This is a genomic window from Burkholderia stabilis, assembly GCF_001742165.1.
Classification (GTDB): domain Bacteria; phylum Pseudomonadota; class Gammaproteobacteria; order Burkholderiales; family Burkholderiaceae; genus Burkholderia; species Burkholderia stabilis.
Genome location: NZ_CP016444.1, coordinates 1,077,045 through 1,090,636, shown reverse-complemented (window position 1 = coordinate 1,090,636; position 13,592 = coordinate 1,077,045). Strand labels below are relative to the sequence as shown.

The 13,592-nt window shown below is 62.0% G+C and carries 17 protein-coding genes; 11 read left to right on the top strand and 6 right to left on the bottom strand.

What is annotated here, in order from left to right:
• Positions 1-352 precede the first annotated feature (352 nt).
• The 3 genes from BBJ41_RS37345 to BBJ41_RS37335 form a co-directional block, all read right to left on the bottom strand.
• On the bottom strand, positions 353-670 hold the full coding sequence (locus BBJ41_RS37345; RefSeq protein WP_069751513.1) for a DUF4148 domain-containing protein: 318 nt from the start codon (positions 668-670) through the stop codon (positions 353-355).
• A 253-nt stretch (positions 671-923) separates the two neighbouring features.
• Positions 924-2,273: an ATP-binding protein gene (locus BBJ41_RS37340; RefSeq protein ID WP_060349239.1), complete on the bottom strand. Its 1,350-nt coding sequence runs from the start codon at positions 2,271-2,273 to the stop codon at positions 924-926.
• Positions 2,273-2,935, bottom strand: coding sequence for a response regulator transcription factor (locus BBJ41_RS37335; protein WP_060349238.1), 663 nt, complete (start codon positions 2,933-2,935; stop codon positions 2,273-2,275). Before BBJ41_RS37335 ends, BBJ41_RS37340 begins: the two co-directional genes overlap by 1 nt.
• Positions 2,936-3,101: 166 nt before the next feature.
• On the opposite strand from BBJ41_RS37335, the gene BBJ41_RS37330 reads away from it, so the two are divergent.
• Positions 3,102-3,476, top strand: coding sequence for a cytochrome b562 (locus BBJ41_RS37330; RefSeq protein ID WP_060349418.1), 375 nt, complete (start codon positions 3,102-3,104; stop codon positions 3,474-3,476).
• 43 nt (positions 3,477-3,519) lie between these two features.
• The gene (locus BBJ41_RS37325) at positions 3,520-4,086 is read left to right on the top strand and encodes a cytochrome b (protein WP_069751270.1); all 567 of its coding nucleotides are present in this window, start codon (positions 3,520-3,522) and stop codon (positions 4,084-4,086) included.
• A gap of 181 nt (positions 4,087-4,267) precedes the next feature.
• On the opposite strand, the gene BBJ41_RS37320 is transcribed toward BBJ41_RS37325, so the two are convergent.
• Entirely contained in the window at positions 4,268-4,957 is a 690-nt protein-coding gene (locus BBJ41_RS37320; protein ID WP_069751269.1) for a CBS domain-containing protein, read from the bottom strand.
• Positions 4,958-5,289: 332 nt separating this feature from the next.
• On the opposite strand from BBJ41_RS37320, the gene atpD reads away from it, so the two are divergent.
• Genes atpD through BBJ41_RS37280 form a run of 9 tightly spaced genes read left to right on the top strand, consistent with a single transcriptional unit; the run spans position 5,290 to position 11,884 of the window.
• Entirely contained in the window at positions 5,290-6,720 is a 1,431-nt protein-coding gene (gene atpD / locus BBJ41_RS37315; RefSeq protein ID WP_069751268.1) for a F0F1 ATP synthase subunit beta, read from the top strand.
• On the top strand, positions 6,717-7,181 hold the full coding sequence (locus BBJ41_RS37310) for a F0F1 ATP synthase subunit epsilon (RefSeq protein ID WP_069751267.1): 465 nt from the start codon (positions 6,717-6,719) through the stop codon (positions 7,179-7,181). The genes atpD and BBJ41_RS37310 overlap by 4 nt, the downstream gene beginning before the upstream one ends.
• The gene (locus tag BBJ41_RS40100) at positions 7,156-7,515 is read left to right on the top strand and encodes an AtpZ/AtpI family protein (RefSeq protein ID WP_236872179.1); all 360 of its coding nucleotides are present in this window, start codon (positions 7,156-7,158) and stop codon (positions 7,513-7,515) included. The genes BBJ41_RS37310 and BBJ41_RS40100 overlap by 26 nt, the downstream gene beginning before the upstream one ends.
• A 3-nt stretch (positions 7,516-7,518) precedes the next feature.
• Positions 7,519-7,803, top strand: coding sequence for an N-ATPase subunit AtpR (locus tag BBJ41_RS37305; RefSeq protein ID WP_069751266.1), 285 nt, complete (start codon positions 7,519-7,521; stop codon positions 7,801-7,803).
• On the top strand, positions 7,800-8,486 hold the full coding sequence (locus BBJ41_RS37300) for a F0F1 ATP synthase subunit A (protein WP_069751265.1): 687 nt from the start codon (positions 7,800-7,802) through the stop codon (positions 8,484-8,486). The genes BBJ41_RS37305 and BBJ41_RS37300 overlap by 4 nt, the downstream gene beginning before the upstream one ends.
• A gap of 8 nt (positions 8,487-8,494) precedes the next feature.
• The gene (locus BBJ41_RS37295) at positions 8,495-8,743 is read left to right on the top strand and encodes a F0F1 ATP synthase subunit C (protein ID WP_038442209.1); all 249 of its coding nucleotides are present in this window, start codon (positions 8,495-8,497) and stop codon (positions 8,741-8,743) included.
• A gap of 9 nt (positions 8,744-8,752) precedes the next feature.
• Positions 8,753-9,505, top strand: coding sequence for a F0F1 ATP synthase subunit B family protein (locus tag BBJ41_RS37290; RefSeq protein WP_069751264.1), 753 nt, complete (start codon positions 8,753-8,755; stop codon positions 9,503-9,505).
• On the top strand, positions 9,483-11,030 hold the full coding sequence (locus BBJ41_RS37285) for a F0F1 ATP synthase subunit alpha (RefSeq protein WP_069751263.1): 1,548 nt from the start codon (positions 9,483-9,485) through the stop codon (positions 11,028-11,030). Before BBJ41_RS37290 ends, BBJ41_RS37285 begins: the two co-directional genes overlap by 23 nt.
• Entirely contained in the window at positions 11,027-11,884 is an 858-nt protein-coding gene (locus tag BBJ41_RS37280; protein WP_069751262.1) for a F0F1 ATP synthase subunit gamma, read from the top strand. Before BBJ41_RS37285 ends, BBJ41_RS37280 begins: the two co-directional genes overlap by 4 nt.
• A gap of 4 nt (positions 11,885-11,888) precedes the next feature.
• Here BBJ41_RS37280 and BBJ41_RS37275 read toward each other — a convergent pair whose 3' ends face one another.
• Together BBJ41_RS37275 and BBJ41_RS40980 are read right to left on the bottom strand one after the other, a co-directional pair.
• Positions 11,889-13,148 (bottom strand): cation:proton antiporter, encoded by a 1,260-nt coding sequence (locus tag BBJ41_RS37275; RefSeq protein WP_069751261.1) that lies wholly within the window; start codon positions 13,146-13,148, stop codon positions 11,889-11,891.
• A 176-nt stretch (positions 13,149-13,324) separates the two neighbouring features.
• Complete coding sequence (locus BBJ41_RS40980) at positions 13,325-13,468, bottom strand: hypothetical protein (protein WP_156815002.1); 144 nt, start codon at positions 13,466-13,468, stop codon at positions 13,325-13,327.
• Positions 13,469-13,592 lie beyond the last annotated feature (124 nt).

The following is a 13,592-nucleotide window of genomic DNA, read 5'->3' as shown; positions in this document are numbered from 1 at the left end:
TTCAGATTGTACTTAAGGAAACCTAAAGTATTGCGTGTCAATCTGGTCTATCGGAGATGGCTACGATTACTCACATCGCGCCAAACATTTTTTGTATCGTCCACGCCGAGTGCCAGCAGCCGCGGCATTGACTGCGTTCCCCCCCCAATCTTGTTGGCCCTCCCGGCTACGGCTCTCGTTTGACCCGGTTCAACATCGGGTCATTTTTTGACTACTCGCGATGTTTCATGTGTCGCCCTGCGGGGACACGGCTGCATGTAAATACGTCCGCGAACGAAGCGATTGAGCGGCGAAATTATCGTTCGATCGTGAATACGTCACCGGATGACAGAGCGATGGTATGTACGTCGCGTCAATGATGCAAGTACAACGAACGTGCCGGCGCGTGGCTCTGGACTGCTGCCCCCGAGTCAAATCCCGACGGCTGCGCGGACCCATATCCCGATGCATCCGCGTGCCTCGATTCCGAAGACTGGATGCGTGCCTCGGCTTGCTGGATCGACCGCGGATAATGGATGTCCTTTCTGGCTGGGTTATAGCCGGCTTGCTCGATCTGTACGAGCTGCGCACGAACTTCCGCCCTGGTCAAGGCGCCACTCGACTGACCTGCCGAGGCAAACATGGGAGCGATGCCCATGACCAATATGATGGTACCGATAGCGAACTTCATGATTTCAACCTCCAATGAACAGGGTCGGCATCCAAGGAAGCCTCTTCTGCCGTAATGACAGCATGCCCCGCTCAACATGAAGGCAATGTTAACTGCGCGTGCTTGAGCGCATTAGACATGACGCCGGCAGGTCCGAAGTTAGCCGATCGACACGGAACGACTCAAATCATGACGGCGCGTGCGTTCAGGAAGCGCTGCGCATCGCCTACCCTGCCCGAGAAGCAATGGCGAACCTCATACCATGGATGCCGAATCAAGCCGATGCGGGCAACACGACACGAACGCCCAACCCCTTTCCGTCGAGCCCATCGATATACATGAACCTACCCCCAAGTTTGGTCACGATGCGCGCAACGATGGATAGCCCCAGTCCGCTGCCGCTTTCTTCATGGTCCGCACCGCGAAAGAAGCGATCCTGCAATCGAGACAAATCTTCGTCCGAGACGCCGTGCCCGTCGTCCAGTACCTGGAGGCCGATGGCGCCGGCATCGTGCCACGACGCGATTTCGACGCGCCCCTGCTCGCGCCCGTACTTGATCGCGTTATCGACGAGGTTGTCCAGCAAGACACGCACCAACGTCGATGGCACATGTGCGATGACTGGTCCGTCGACACGCGAATTCAGCGCAATCCTCTTGCGATCCGCGCGCGCCTGGTGGTCGTCGATACAGGCTTGCACGATGCGCGCGATATCGATGTCCTCGCCAGGCATCGGTACCGTCTCGTCGAGTCGTGCCAGTGCAAGCAACTGGTCCGCCAGATGCGTACTTCGGTCGACGCCCTCGACGACTCGTTGCATGGCGCGCCGCTGACGGTCAGGATCGCGCGCCGTGAGCGCGACCTGTGCCTGAACCTTGAGCGCGGCGAGTGGGGTCTTGAGCTCGTGTGCGGCGTCGCTCGTGAACGCACGCTCGCGATCGAGAGAGCCGCGCAGACGTTGCAGCAATGTGTTCAGTGCGGCGACCAACGGCCGCACTTCGTCAGGGGTGCCATTCGTGCCGATTGCGTCCAGGCTGTCGGGCGAACGTGCCTCGATCGCCTCGGACAGCGTCCGCAGAGGTGTCAGGCTACGTCCGATCGCCAGCCAGATCAACACCGCCAACACGGGCAACGCGAATGCGAGCGGCCGTGCGACGCGGCGCGCTACCTCCGCGGACAAGTCGGATCGGTGCGTGCGTTGCTCGAAGATACGCACGGTGCGGCCACGCGCGGCATCGGTCAGCACATACGCGTGCCACTTCGGATTGCCGAACCGGGCTGGGCTCGATGCGGCAGCGGGAAACACCGGTAGATCGAGCGAGTCAAGCCCCGGACTGGCGGCCAGGATGCGTCCGCCGGCGTCGCTGACCTGATACAGCATCCGCGGCGCTGCATCGTTGTCGCCGTCGTCGTCTTCCGACGAACCGAGCGCGATGTCCGCAAAAACCGGGAGATCGGAGGCATCGAGCGCGGCCAGCGCCCTGGCAATTTGCTCGATGCGGGTTTCGTCCCATTCCTCCGCTTCGTGAATCGCCTGGCGGTAGCTCGACACCAGCGAGTACGCCCAGACCACCACGACACCCGACAACACGAGCAAGGTGAGCCGTTGCCGGATCGAGCGCATCACGATGCCTTCTCCACCACGTATCCGACGCCGCGGATTGTCCGGATCAGATCGGTGCCCAATTTCTTGCGTAGATTCGACACATGGACATCGATCGCATTGCTTTCGATTTCTTCGTTCCAGCCATAGAGGCTGTCCTGGAGCTGCGCACGTGAGAGCGGGCGGCCCTGATTCGCCATCAATTCGACCAGCAACGCGCATTCGCGCGATGTCAGGGCGACCCGCTCGGAACCTCTCGTCACGGTCATCAACGCGGGGTCGACCGTCAGGTCGCCATATTCGATCGTGTCGGTGCCGCGGCCTTGCGAACGGCGCACGAGCGCCCGGCAGCGGGCGATCAGCTCGATCAGGTCGAACGGCTTGCCGAGATAATCGTCGGCACCCGCGCTCAAACCGCTCACGCGGTCGGCCACCGTATCGCGCGCGGTCATCACGAGCACCGGTGTATGGTCGCGGCGCTTGCGGAGCCAGTCCAGCAATTCAACCCCCGACATGCGGGGCAGACCGAGATCGAGCACGACGAGATCATACGGCGTGGTTTCGAGCGCGAGCTGGGCCTGCCTGCCGTCATGCGCCCAGTCGACCGTCATGCCTGCATCGATCAGGCCGTCTTCCACCCCGCTTCCGATCAGCTTGTCGTCTTCCACGAGTAGCACCCGCATGGCGTCGTGTTCCTGTCAGTTCCGGACATGGCCGTCCATTGCCGCACGATAACCGCAGGCGCGGGCCGTCATCAAGCCGGTCGCGAAAAAATCCGGGCCTTAAGAATTCGTTAACATCGGCGCCATAAGGTCGCGATCACTGACATTCGCAATCGAATCGATGACCATGAACAGTCTCTCGTTCCGACTCCGTTTCTGCGCAGCGCTGGCCGTGCTGCTTTCCGTGGCTGCCGCGCCGGCCTGCGCCGGCGAGATCAAGACATTGATGAGGGACATGAAGCACGCGATGCAAGGTGCGGCGAACAGCCAGACGATTCCCGAAATGAAAGCCTATATGGCCCGGCTCGAAAGCGATGTGCAACAGGCTAGCCGCCAGAAGTATCGTGATGACCAGCCGACCTATGACGAAGGAATGCGCACCTTGCAGGGTCAACTGGCCGATGTCGACCATGCGATCCAGGCCAACGATCTGTCAGCCGCCAAGCAGGCGCTACGACGAATCAGCGGCACGAAGAAGCACTATCACGATCTGCTCGGCTGACTGCGACCGACCACGCTTTTGCCACTGAAAAGATATTCCCGTCATGAAAATCGTCACCCGCTATCCACTGTCGATAAGCGTGCTGCACTGGCTGCTGGCCATCGCGCTGATCGGCAACTTGATCGTTGGCCTGCTGCTGGACGACAACGAGGATCTCGTCGGTCTGCACAAGTCGATCGGCATCGTCATTCTCGGCCTTGTACTGGTTCGTCTCGGGAATCGGGTCCGAAAGCGACACGCGTTGCCGCCGTCGATCAATCCAGCCGGCACGGCGGCCCGCCTCGTCGAACGCACAGTTCACTGCCTGCTTTATGTGCTGATGCTTGTCATCCCGCTGCTCGGATGGATGAAGACGAACGCCGCCGGGCATACGGCCAGTTGCTTCGGATTCTTTTCGTTGCCAACGCTAGCGCCGAAAAGTCATGCCCTGTCGCAGTGGCTAGGCGAGCTGCACGCACTGACGGCATATGGACTTGCCGCACTGGTCGGCGTCCATGTACTCGGGGCACTGGCGCATCGGGTGATCCGGACGGAGAACATTCTTCCCCGCATCTTGCCGTGGTCGACGTGCGCCGGCCAGCATGAGGCCCAAACAGAGGATATCGGCTAAAGCCAGCAATGTAGCTTACGGCGACCGGGCAATTCCGGTCTCGTGGCTGCAAGGGTAAGCGCAACGCCTTCACCGACGGAGAGCCTGCGTCGAGCAATTCTCTCGAGGCTCAAAACAACCGTGGCGCTCCCATGGGACGTCAATCCGGCTTGCGCTCTACGCACGGTCGCTGCTTCTCGTCCTACGCATCCGAATGCAATACGCCCGTGTGATCTTCTACCCCCTTGACGCCGGGAATACCCTCTGCCGCGACGCGCATCGCTTGCACCTCGTTCGGTGCCCATGCGTAGTACCCCCACAGATGGACAACCCCGTTCTTGACGATCACGTTTCGGCCGGGAAAGCTCCACTTTCGGCCTGCGATCTCGGCCAACAACATACCTCGAATCTCGCGGTCGCTCAGGATCTGTTGCAGGTTCGGCGCTGACGGCGAAATCGCGAGTGCCTGAACCAGATTGGCGCGGCTCACGATCCCCACGACCTCATTGCCGCGCACGACCGGAACGCGTCTGATATGCAGCTTATCGAGAATACGGGCCACCTCGTCGATCGGCGTCATCTCCTGAACAGTGACGACGTGCTTCGTCATGACATCCTTGACGAGATGCGCATGCGTTTTCACATAGTCGGCGGCATCGTCGCGGCGGGCAGTCAGCAGTTCCATCCACCAGGCGCGATGTGGCCTGTCCGTTTCGATCTCCACGCGTCGCACGAGATCCGACTCGCTGATCATCCCGACCAACCGTCCATTCGCGTCGATCACGGGCGCACCACTTATTCCATTCTCGACGAGAAGCGCCGCCGTTTGCTGAACGGTCATATCCGGTTTCACGGAAACGACCGAGGGTGTCATGACGTCAATGGCGTGCATTGTCAGCCTCCTCGCACCTGTTTCAGTCATGCGTCAATAGCCGGCGCTTGCCTGCGCTTCCGATATCGAGATTAGGTGATGAGCGCACCGGCTCGTTGATGTGCATCAATCTGGCTTGCACATCGCACATTGCCGGGTATCGGCGGAGTTTTGGCGTGAACGACCCCATCTCCACTCCCACCTCTCAGCCAGCTCGGCGACAGGCCCCTTGATCACGATCAATCGTCGACAGGATGCATCGCAGTAAATATTGGCTCGTGGCTTTTGCCAGTGACGCGGACTCGTACGGCGATGACCGGTGCACGGGGGCCCCCCAACAGCGACGAAAACCGATGAATGCCGCCACGATCGCCAATGTCTCCAGCCCGCAGCTTCCCGGATGCGTCGTCGCGGTGCGCGGTGCCGTCGTCGATCTCGCGTTCCCGGCAGGGACACTGCCCCCGGTGGACACCGCGATCTCGATCGAAGTCGATGGCGGCAGTTCGATCGTTGCGGAAGTGCAAGCCCACCTCGATGAGAGGACCGTGCGGGCACTGGCGATGCAGTCGACCAGCGGATTGCCCAGAGGCGCGTCGGCGCAAGCATCATGTCAACCGATCGCGGTTCCGGTCGGCAATGCCGTACTCGGTCGCCTGATCGACGTGATGGGCACGCCGGGCGATCGGGGCGAGCCGCTTCCGGTCGATGTTCAGCGCCGCCCCATCCATCAATCGCCGCCGCCATTGTCCTCACAGGACAGCGCAGCGGGCATCTTCGCGACCGGCATCAAGGTCGTCGATCTCCTTGCCCCGCTCGCGCAGGGCGGCAAGGCGGCGATGTTCGGCGGTGCCGGCGTGGGCAAAACCGTCCTCGTCATGGAGTTGATTCATGCGATGGTCGAGCGATACAAGGGAATCTCGGTGTTTGCCGGCGTCGGGGAGCGCTCGCGAGAAGGCCACGAACTGCTGGTGGACATGCAGCATTCCGGTGTGCTGCCGAAGACCGTGCTCGTGTATGGTCAGATGAACGAGCCCCCGGGCGCGCGCTGGCGCGTTCCGCTGACCGCCCTGACTGTGGCCGAGTACTTTCGCGACGAGCAGCACCAGAACGTGCTGCTCCTGATGGACAACGTATTCCGCTTCGTCCAGGCCGGCGCCGAGGTGTCGGGCTTGCTCGGCAGACTCCCGTCACGCGTCGGCTATCAGCCGACGCTCGCCACCGAAGTGGCTGCGTTGCAAGAGCGCATCGTATCCGTCGGCGGCGTCTCGATCACGGCGATCGAGGCCGTCTACGTTCCGGCGGACGATTTCACAGACCCAGCCGTCACGACCATCGCCGCGCACGTTGACAGCATGGTCGTTCTGTCCCGTGCGATGGCCGCCGAAGGCATGTATCCGGCGATCGATCCGATCACCTCGTCGTCGATCCTGCTCGATCCGCTGGTGGTCGGTGCCGAACACGTTCAGGTCGCAACCGACGTTCGGCGCACGATCGAGCACTACCGCGAACTGCAGGATGTCATCTCGCTGCTCGGGATCGAGGAACTGGGAGCGGATGACCGCAGGATCGTCGGCCGGGCCCGCCGTCTGCAGCGGTTTCTGACCCAGCCGTTCGCCGTCACCGAAGCGTTCACGGGTGTGCCCGGCCGTTCCGTCGCGGTCGACGACACCATTTCAGGATGCCGCGCGATTCTGGACGGCGAATGCGACGCGTGGCGGGAACAATCGCTGTACATGGTCGGGACGCTGGACGAAGCACGCGAGCGGGAGCGAGAAACGTCATGAGCACGGCGCTTCACATGACCATCGCGACGCCTGCCGGGATGCTGGTCGACGCACCCGATGTCGTTGCTTTCCGTGCGGAGGATGCGACCGGCAGCTTCGGTGTTCTGCCCGGCCACGCGCATTTTCTCACCGTGCTGTCGCCCTGCGTCATGCGTTGGCGCACCGCGGATGGCACGCGCAGGTTTTGCGCCGTAAGCGGTGGCGTGTTGCGAGTCGTCAACGGAAAAGACATCAATATCGCGTGTCGTGACGGCGAACTCGGGGACGCGCTCGAGACGCTCGAATCCCGCGTCCGGGAAGCCCGCGAATCGCGAATCGATGCGGCCCGCCGCGTGCGGGTCGAGCAAACGCGCCTCAATGCCCAGGCGATTCGGCAGGTACTGAAGTACTTGCGCCCCGGCGCCCCGGCTGCGGCCGGACATGCGGATGGCACGAATGAAGGCGACGGTCATGGCCGGTAACTCACGAAAACCCGCTCCTGGCCCGCGCGACCGGGACGTGAAAGCACCCAAGCCCGTTGCGGGGGTACTCGAGCAAACCACGCAACGCGCCGTCCGGCGAGACCGGCAGGCGCGCGATGTACCGGAGCCGACACTGGGCTCCAGACTGGGGCAGATCGGCATGCTTGGCTGGATGATCGTGATTCCGGCCTTACTGGCACTCTGGGCGGGACATTGGCTCGACCGACATTTTCATACCGGCGTGTTCTTCTCAGCGCCGTTACTGATGCTGGGCGCTGCATTCGGTTTGTGGTCCGCGTGGCGCTGGATGCATCGCCAAGGCCCAGGGAGCTGAAACATGATGCCAGTCCATTTATTGTCGATTCCCCTGCAGATGGCTGCCGGTAGTGTGACCGGTGGCGTCGTCGGGCTCGCCTATTTTGCGTCGCTATTCGCTAACGTGCGCTGGTACGTCAGGGATGCAATCAGCATCGCCATCATCGTGCATCTCGTTCGTTTCGGCACGCTCGCCCTGGTGCTGTTCGGTCTGGCGCATATCGGATACGTTGCATTGTTGAGCGGCCTCGCCGGCATCATGCTCGCTCGCCGCGCGATGATCCGCTTGCCGGGAGGTTCGTCATGATGCATTCACCGCTCGTGACCGAACCGCTGTTTCGCATCGGGGCGATCCCCGTGTCGACGCCGGTCGCGACCACCTGGGCCCTGATGGCGCTCGTCGCCCTCACCGCGGCCGCGATGCGCAGGCGACTGTCGTTGACCCCGGGCAAACTCCAGACGGCGGTGGAACTGTTCGTCTCCACGCTCGACAGCCAGTTGCAAGACACGATGCAAATCGACCCCGCACATTGCCGCGCCATGCTCGGAACGTTGTTTCTGTTCATCCTGACTTCCAACTGGTCCGGCTTGATTCCCGGCGTCGAGCCGCCTACCGCCCATCTCGAAACCGATGCGGCCCTCGCAGCCGTCGTGTTCGCGTCGACGGTGTTTTACGGCGTCCACGAACGCGGGCTCGCCCGCTATCTCGCCTCGTTCGCTCAACCGACCTGGATCATGATTCCGCTCAATCTGGTCGAACAGATAACCCGTACCTTTTCACTGATCGTGCGCCTTTTCGGCAACGTCATGAGCGGCGTGTTCGTGATCGGTATCGTGCTGTCGCTCGCGGGTCTTCTGGTGCCGATCCCGCTCATGGCGCTCGATCTGCTGACAGGTGCGGTTCAGGCGTACATCTTCACGATACTCGCGGCGGTATTCATTGGCGCCGCGCTCGGCGACGAGCGCGCAGCCACGCCGCATCCACGGTAAGGAGCATCATGAGCAACTGGATTCAGCTGGTGAGCATCGTCGCGGCAGCCCTTGCCGTTTCATTCGGCGCGATTGGGCCGGCGCTGGCCGAAGGTCGCGCCGTCGCGGCCGCGATGGACGCGCTGGCGCGTCAGCCGGAATCGGCAGGCACGATTTCCCGGACGTTGTTTGTCGGTCTGGCCATGATCGAAACCATGGCGATCTACTGTCTCGTGGTCGCCCTGCTCGTTCTGTTCGCGAATCCGTTTATCAAGTAGGCGTTAGCCATGCGAATCGACTGGTGGACACTCAGCTTCCAGACGATCAACGTCCTCGTCCTGATCTGGCTGCTGTCGCGCTTGCTGTTCAAGCCGGTCGCCCAGATCATGGCGGATCGTCAGCAGGCCGCCGCACGCCTCCTGCAAGAGGCGTCGGCTGCCCGCGATGCAGCGCGGCAGGATCGCGACAAGGCTGCAAGGGAAAGTGCCGCACAGGACGCAGAGCGCCTTGACCGATTGAGTGCGGTGGCGTCGGAGGCAGAGCGTCTCAAGGCATCCCTGCTCGCCGAGGCGCACGCCGAGGCCGATACACTCAGAAAGACGGCTGAGGCTGAAGCCGCGGCAATGAAGGACGATGCGCTGCGTGCCAATGCCGAGCGGGCCGGCCAGTTTGCCGTCGACATCGCGGCGCGGTTGCTCGCGACGCTCCCGTCGAGCACGCTGGTAGAAGGATTCATTGCTCCGCTCGCCGACGCAGTCCGTGCCCTGCCCGCGGAGGACCGCGCCTGCCTCGGCCGCGAAGGCGAAACGTTGCGCTTGATAGCCCCACGCACGTTGAACGACGACGAACTGGCTCATTGCCGTTCGATGCTCGCGACAGCATCGGGCCACGCCCTCTCCATTCGAACCGAAGTCGATCCCACCCTGATCGCGGGACTCGAACTCGTCGCACCTCACCTGATCGTGCGAAACAGTTTTCGACATAGCCTGGAATCCCTGAGAAGCGGACTCATTTCCCATGGCGACGAACGAAACGCATAACGACTCCGACGACGCATGGCTGACGGACGGCCGAGCCGTGCTGGCGTCGCTGAATCTTGCGCCGCAGGCGGAATCGGTTGGGCGCGTGGAGCATATCGCTGACGGCATCGCACGGGTGAGCGGCCTCCCGCATGTTCGTCTGAACGAGTTGTTGCAGTTCGGGGACGGACAGTACGGCTTCGCGCTCAAGCTGGACGTCGACACGCTAAGTTGCGTGCTGCTCGACGACAGCAGCGGCATTGCCGCCGGCACGCGCGTATCCGGCACCGGCCGCGTGGTTGAGGTTCCGGTAGGTCCGGACCTGCTCGGACGCGTCGTCGACCCACTCGGGAGGCCGCTCGATCGCGGACAGCCGCCGAAATGCACGCTATCCCTCCCGATCGAACGCGCCGCACCGTCGATCATCGAACGCGCACCGGTCTCTCAACCGGTCGAAACGGGCATTCTCCTGATCGACGCGCTTTTCGCGATCGGCCGTGGGCAGCGCGAACTGATCATCGGCGATCGCGCAACGGGCAAGACGTCCATCGCGGTCGACGCGATCGTCAACCAGAAACATTCCGACATGATCTGCGTCTACGTGGCGATCGGTCAGCGGGCCACCTCGGTCGAGCGCGTGATCGATGCGGTTCGACTGCACGGTGCACCGGAACGCTGCATCTTCGTCGTCGCGTCGGCGGCAGATCCGCCCGGCCTGCAATGGATTGCCCCATTTGCCGCGTTCAGCATCGCGGAGTACTTCAGGGATCGGGGCGAGCATGCGCTCGTCGTCATCGACGACCTGACCAAGCATGCCGCCACCCATCGGGAACTGGCATTGCTTGCACGAGATCCGCCGGGGCGCGAAGCGTATCCGGGCGACATCTTCTATCTGCACGCCCGTCTGCTGGAGCGTGCCGCCAAGCTATCCGCGGAACGCGGCGGCGGCTCGTTGACCGCGCTCCCCATTGCGGAAACCGACGCCGGAAACCTGGCGGCATACATTCCGACCAATCTGATCTCGATTACCGACGGCCAGATCGTGCTGGATGCACACTTGTTCGCGGCCAACCAGCGCCCCGCGATCGATGTCGGACTCAGCATCAGCCGGGTTGGCGGCAAGGCACAACTGCCGGCATTGAGAGCCGCCTCGGGAAGGTTGCGGCTCGACTATGCACAGTTTCTTGAGCTCGAGATGTTCACGCGCTTCGGCGGTCTCGGCGACACGAGGATCAAGGCGCAAATCGCTCGTGGAGAGCGTATTCGGACATTGATTGCGCAGCCGCGATTTGCGCTGCTACGTCCGGTTGGCGAGATTGCGTTGCTGTTTGCGCTGGCCGACGGTGTATTCGATGCGTGTGCACTGTCGACGATCGCTGCCGTGCGAGTCGCGCTTCCCGCCCGTCTAGATTCGACCGGCATCGCGACAAGATTGGGTCCAATCCTCGTTGCCGGCGGAAAAGTGTCATCCGACGACCGGTCGGCGCTTGTTCGCATTGTCCACGACCTCATTCCGCAGTCCGCGGAAATCAGGAGCGGTCGATGAGCAATCGGCTCGACGAAGTCCAGAATCGATTGGGTACGGTCCGCGAACTGGAATCCGTGGTACGTGCAATGCGCGGTATCGCAGCGACACGGACGCGAGAAGCGCTCTCCCGCCTGCCGGGCATCCGGGCTTGCGCCGACCTGATAGGCCTTGCGATCGCGGACGCAATGGGTATTGCCGCCCAATGCCCATCGGAGAGCCGAGAGCCGCACGTTACGGCCGACACTCACGTCTTTATCGTCATCGGCGCCGAGCACGGCTTCGTGGGCACTTACAACCAACGCGTGTTCCAGTCGATTTGTGCGCCTGCGAATGTTGCCGTCGAGTACTTCGTCGTAGGTGATCGCGCAAGAGCCGCTGCCGACGGGCTCAATCTGCCGGTCACCTGGTCGTCGGAAATGATCGGTCACGCCGATATGGTGTCCGATCTCGCAGCCAGGATCATCGATGCGCTTTACGGCCGCCTGCGTCACGGTAACGCCTCGCACGTCACGCTCGTCCACGGAGCGCCGCAAGCGGCCGGCGAATCGGCTGTACAGTCGACTTCGCTGCTGCCGTTCGATTTCCGGCGGTTCGAGCCGGCCAGACGGCCCTTCCAGCCTGTCGTCACGCTCCCGATACAACAACTGCAGGAAAGACTGGCCGAAGAATACGTCTACACCCAGGTATGCGAGGCCATCATTCTGTCGTTCGCCGCGGAGAACGAAGCGCGAATGCGCGCGATGATCGCGGCGAAACGCAATATCGACGACACCGCACAGCGGCTGAACCGGGACTATCACCGCTTGAGGCAGGAGCAGATCACTGCCGAAATCGTTGAATTGTCGACCGTCGAGGGGACGCTCGCTTCATGAATCGCTACGGTGCCGTAATGGTCGGTTCGGGCGGCGATGTCAACTTCCGCAACAGCCATCCGAACGTGGTGCCCTGAGTCAGTACGGAAAAGACGACGACGACATAGGTTACGGTCACGATCAGTTCCCGCTGGGGCCCATGGGGAAGCAAAAGCGCGAGCGCGAGCGAGATGGCACCGCGCAAGCCTCCCCAGATCAGCAGCCTGGTCGTGCCTTTCGGAAACCGGATCCGCAGACCGATCACCCCGAGCGGAATGGCCACGCTGACCGTGCGTCCCGCCAGCACACAGCCGACTGCGACTATCCCGGCTATCAGATACGTCCGGCTCTGATGGATCGAGAGGACTTCAAGACCAATCAGCAGAAAGAGCACGCTGTTCATCATCTCGTCGACGATCTCCCAGAACATGCTCAGATACTCCCTCGTCTGGCCGGAAACGGTCTTCATCGTCCCGTGGTTGCCGGCAAACAGCCCGGCCACGACCACCGCGATCGGTCCCGATACACGGCCAAGTTCCGCCAACGCATAGGATCCCATGCAGAGCGCGATCGATAGCAGGATCTCGACGTGATGATTGTCGATACTTGCGACCAGACGGGATACGATCCACCCAGCCAGCCACCCTGCCAAGGCGCCGCCGGCCGCCTGTTGGAGAAACAGCAAGGTGACGTCAAAGACACCGGGTTCGCGAGCAGCAGTTGTGATACTCAGAAGCGTCAGGAAAACGATCGCACCCACCCCGTCGTTAAATAGGCTTTCCCCGGTAATTCGGGTTTCCAATTCCCTTGGAGCACCCGCCTTCTTGATGATGCTCATCACGGCAATCGGGTCGGTAGGCGAGATGAGCGCGCCGAACAGCAACGCATAGATGAAGCCGATCCGTACGCCCAGCCACCATGACGCATACCAGAACGCGGTACCGACGAACACGGTGGAGATCAGTGTGCCGACGGTCGAGAGCACGCCGACTGTCCACTTCACCTGGCGGAGATCGTGAAAATCGACATGCAACGCGCCGGCAAACAGAAGAAACGGCAGGAAGCCGTGAAACAGGAGTTCGCTGAAGTCGATCTCCGGAATCAGCCGCGTGAAGCGCGTCACGTCGATTGCGCCGAATTCGCCCAATATGACGAGCAGGACGGTTGCCACCAGTGCGATCGTCATCACCCCAATCGTCGGCGGCAAATGGAAAACGCGATGATTGACGTAGCTGCCCAATGCCGCCAGGACGATCAATGCAGTCAGCGCGTGGAAGAACGTCATGTCAATCGATCCGATGGCCGGCCGAACGGTGTGCTGCCGCGCGCCGAAATAGAAAGGTCACAGTGTGACAGGAATACCATGCCGCCCGGAGCGGGATGGCGAATGTTGCGCTTTGCAGGCACCTTCGGCATCACGGAGAAAGCGGGCCGGATGTTCGCCCTTTCCGAATGCGCCGTTCAATGGGGATGGCTGGGCAGCGTCTCGACTTTTTTGCGGTCGAAACTGATCGTCTTGCCGATCATTCCTCCGTTCATTGACTTGCGTAGGCGCGCACTCTCGCCTGCCCGGCCATGACGACCTTGCCGCTCGAGAAGCAGCAACGCACGCTCCTTTGAACGGACACGCTGATTCCGGCCTTTTAAGCAAAATTTAATTCTGGCGACCTACGGTGGAATGGTCGTGTCATGAATTAGCCGTGTGGGCGGCTATACGCAGTGCGTTCGG

Excerpts from the sequence above, each read along its gene's own strand:
- BBJ41_RS37300 (WP_069751265.1), top strand. The coding sequence starts at position 7,800 with ATGATGCATTCACCGCTCGTGACCGAACCGCTGTTTCGCATCGGGGCG.
- atpD (WP_069751268.1), top strand. The coding sequence starts at position 5,290 with ATGAATGCCGCCACGATCGCCAATGTCTCCAGCCCGCAGCTTCCCGGA.
- BBJ41_RS37335 (WP_060349238.1), bottom strand. The coding sequence starts at position 2,935 with ATGCGGGTGCTACTCGTGGAAGACGACAAGCTGATCGGAAGCGGGGTG.
- BBJ41_RS37295 (WP_038442209.1), top strand. The coding sequence starts at position 8,495 with ATGAGCAACTGGATTCAGCTGGTGAGCATCGTCGCGGCAGCCCTTGCC.
- BBJ41_RS37320 (WP_069751269.1), bottom strand. The coding sequence starts at position 4,957 with ATGCACGCCATTGACGTCATGACACCCTCGGTCGTTTCCGTGAAACCG.
- BBJ41_RS37330 (WP_060349418.1), top strand. The coding sequence starts at position 3,102 with ATGAACAGTCTCTCGTTCCGACTCCGTTTCTGCGCAGCGCTGGCCGTG.
- BBJ41_RS37275 (WP_069751261.1), bottom strand. The coding sequence starts at position 13,148 with ATGACGTTCTTCCACGCGCTGACTGCATTGATCGTCCTGGCGGCATTG.
- BBJ41_RS37310 (WP_069751267.1), top strand. The coding sequence starts at position 6,717 with ATGAGCACGGCGCTTCACATGACCATCGCGACGCCTGCCGGGATGCTG.
- BBJ41_RS40100 (WP_236872179.1), top strand. The coding sequence starts at position 7,156 with ATGAAGGCGACGGTCATGGCCGGTAACTCACGAAAACCCGCTCCTGGC.
- BBJ41_RS37280 (WP_069751262.1), top strand. The coding sequence starts at position 11,027 with ATGAGCAATCGGCTCGACGAAGTCCAGAATCGATTGGGTACGGTCCGC.
- BBJ41_RS37340 (WP_060349239.1), bottom strand. The coding sequence starts at position 2,273 with ATGCGCTCGATCCGGCAACGGCTCACCTTGCTCGTGTTGTCGGGTGTC.
- BBJ41_RS37325 (WP_069751270.1), top strand. The coding sequence starts at position 3,520 with ATGAAAATCGTCACCCGCTATCCACTGTCGATAAGCGTGCTGCACTGG.
- BBJ41_RS37345 (WP_069751513.1), bottom strand. The coding sequence starts at position 670 with ATGAAGTTCGCTATCGGTACCATCATATTGGTCATGGGCATCGCTCCC.
- BBJ41_RS37305 (WP_069751266.1), top strand. The coding sequence starts at position 7,519 with ATGATGCCAGTCCATTTATTGTCGATTCCCCTGCAGATGGCTGCCGGT.
- BBJ41_RS37290 (WP_069751264.1), top strand. The coding sequence starts at position 8,753 with ATGCGAATCGACTGGTGGACACTCAGCTTCCAGACGATCAACGTCCTC.
- BBJ41_RS37285 (WP_069751263.1), top strand. The coding sequence starts at position 9,483 with ATGGCGACGAACGAAACGCATAACGACTCCGACGACGCATGGCTGACG.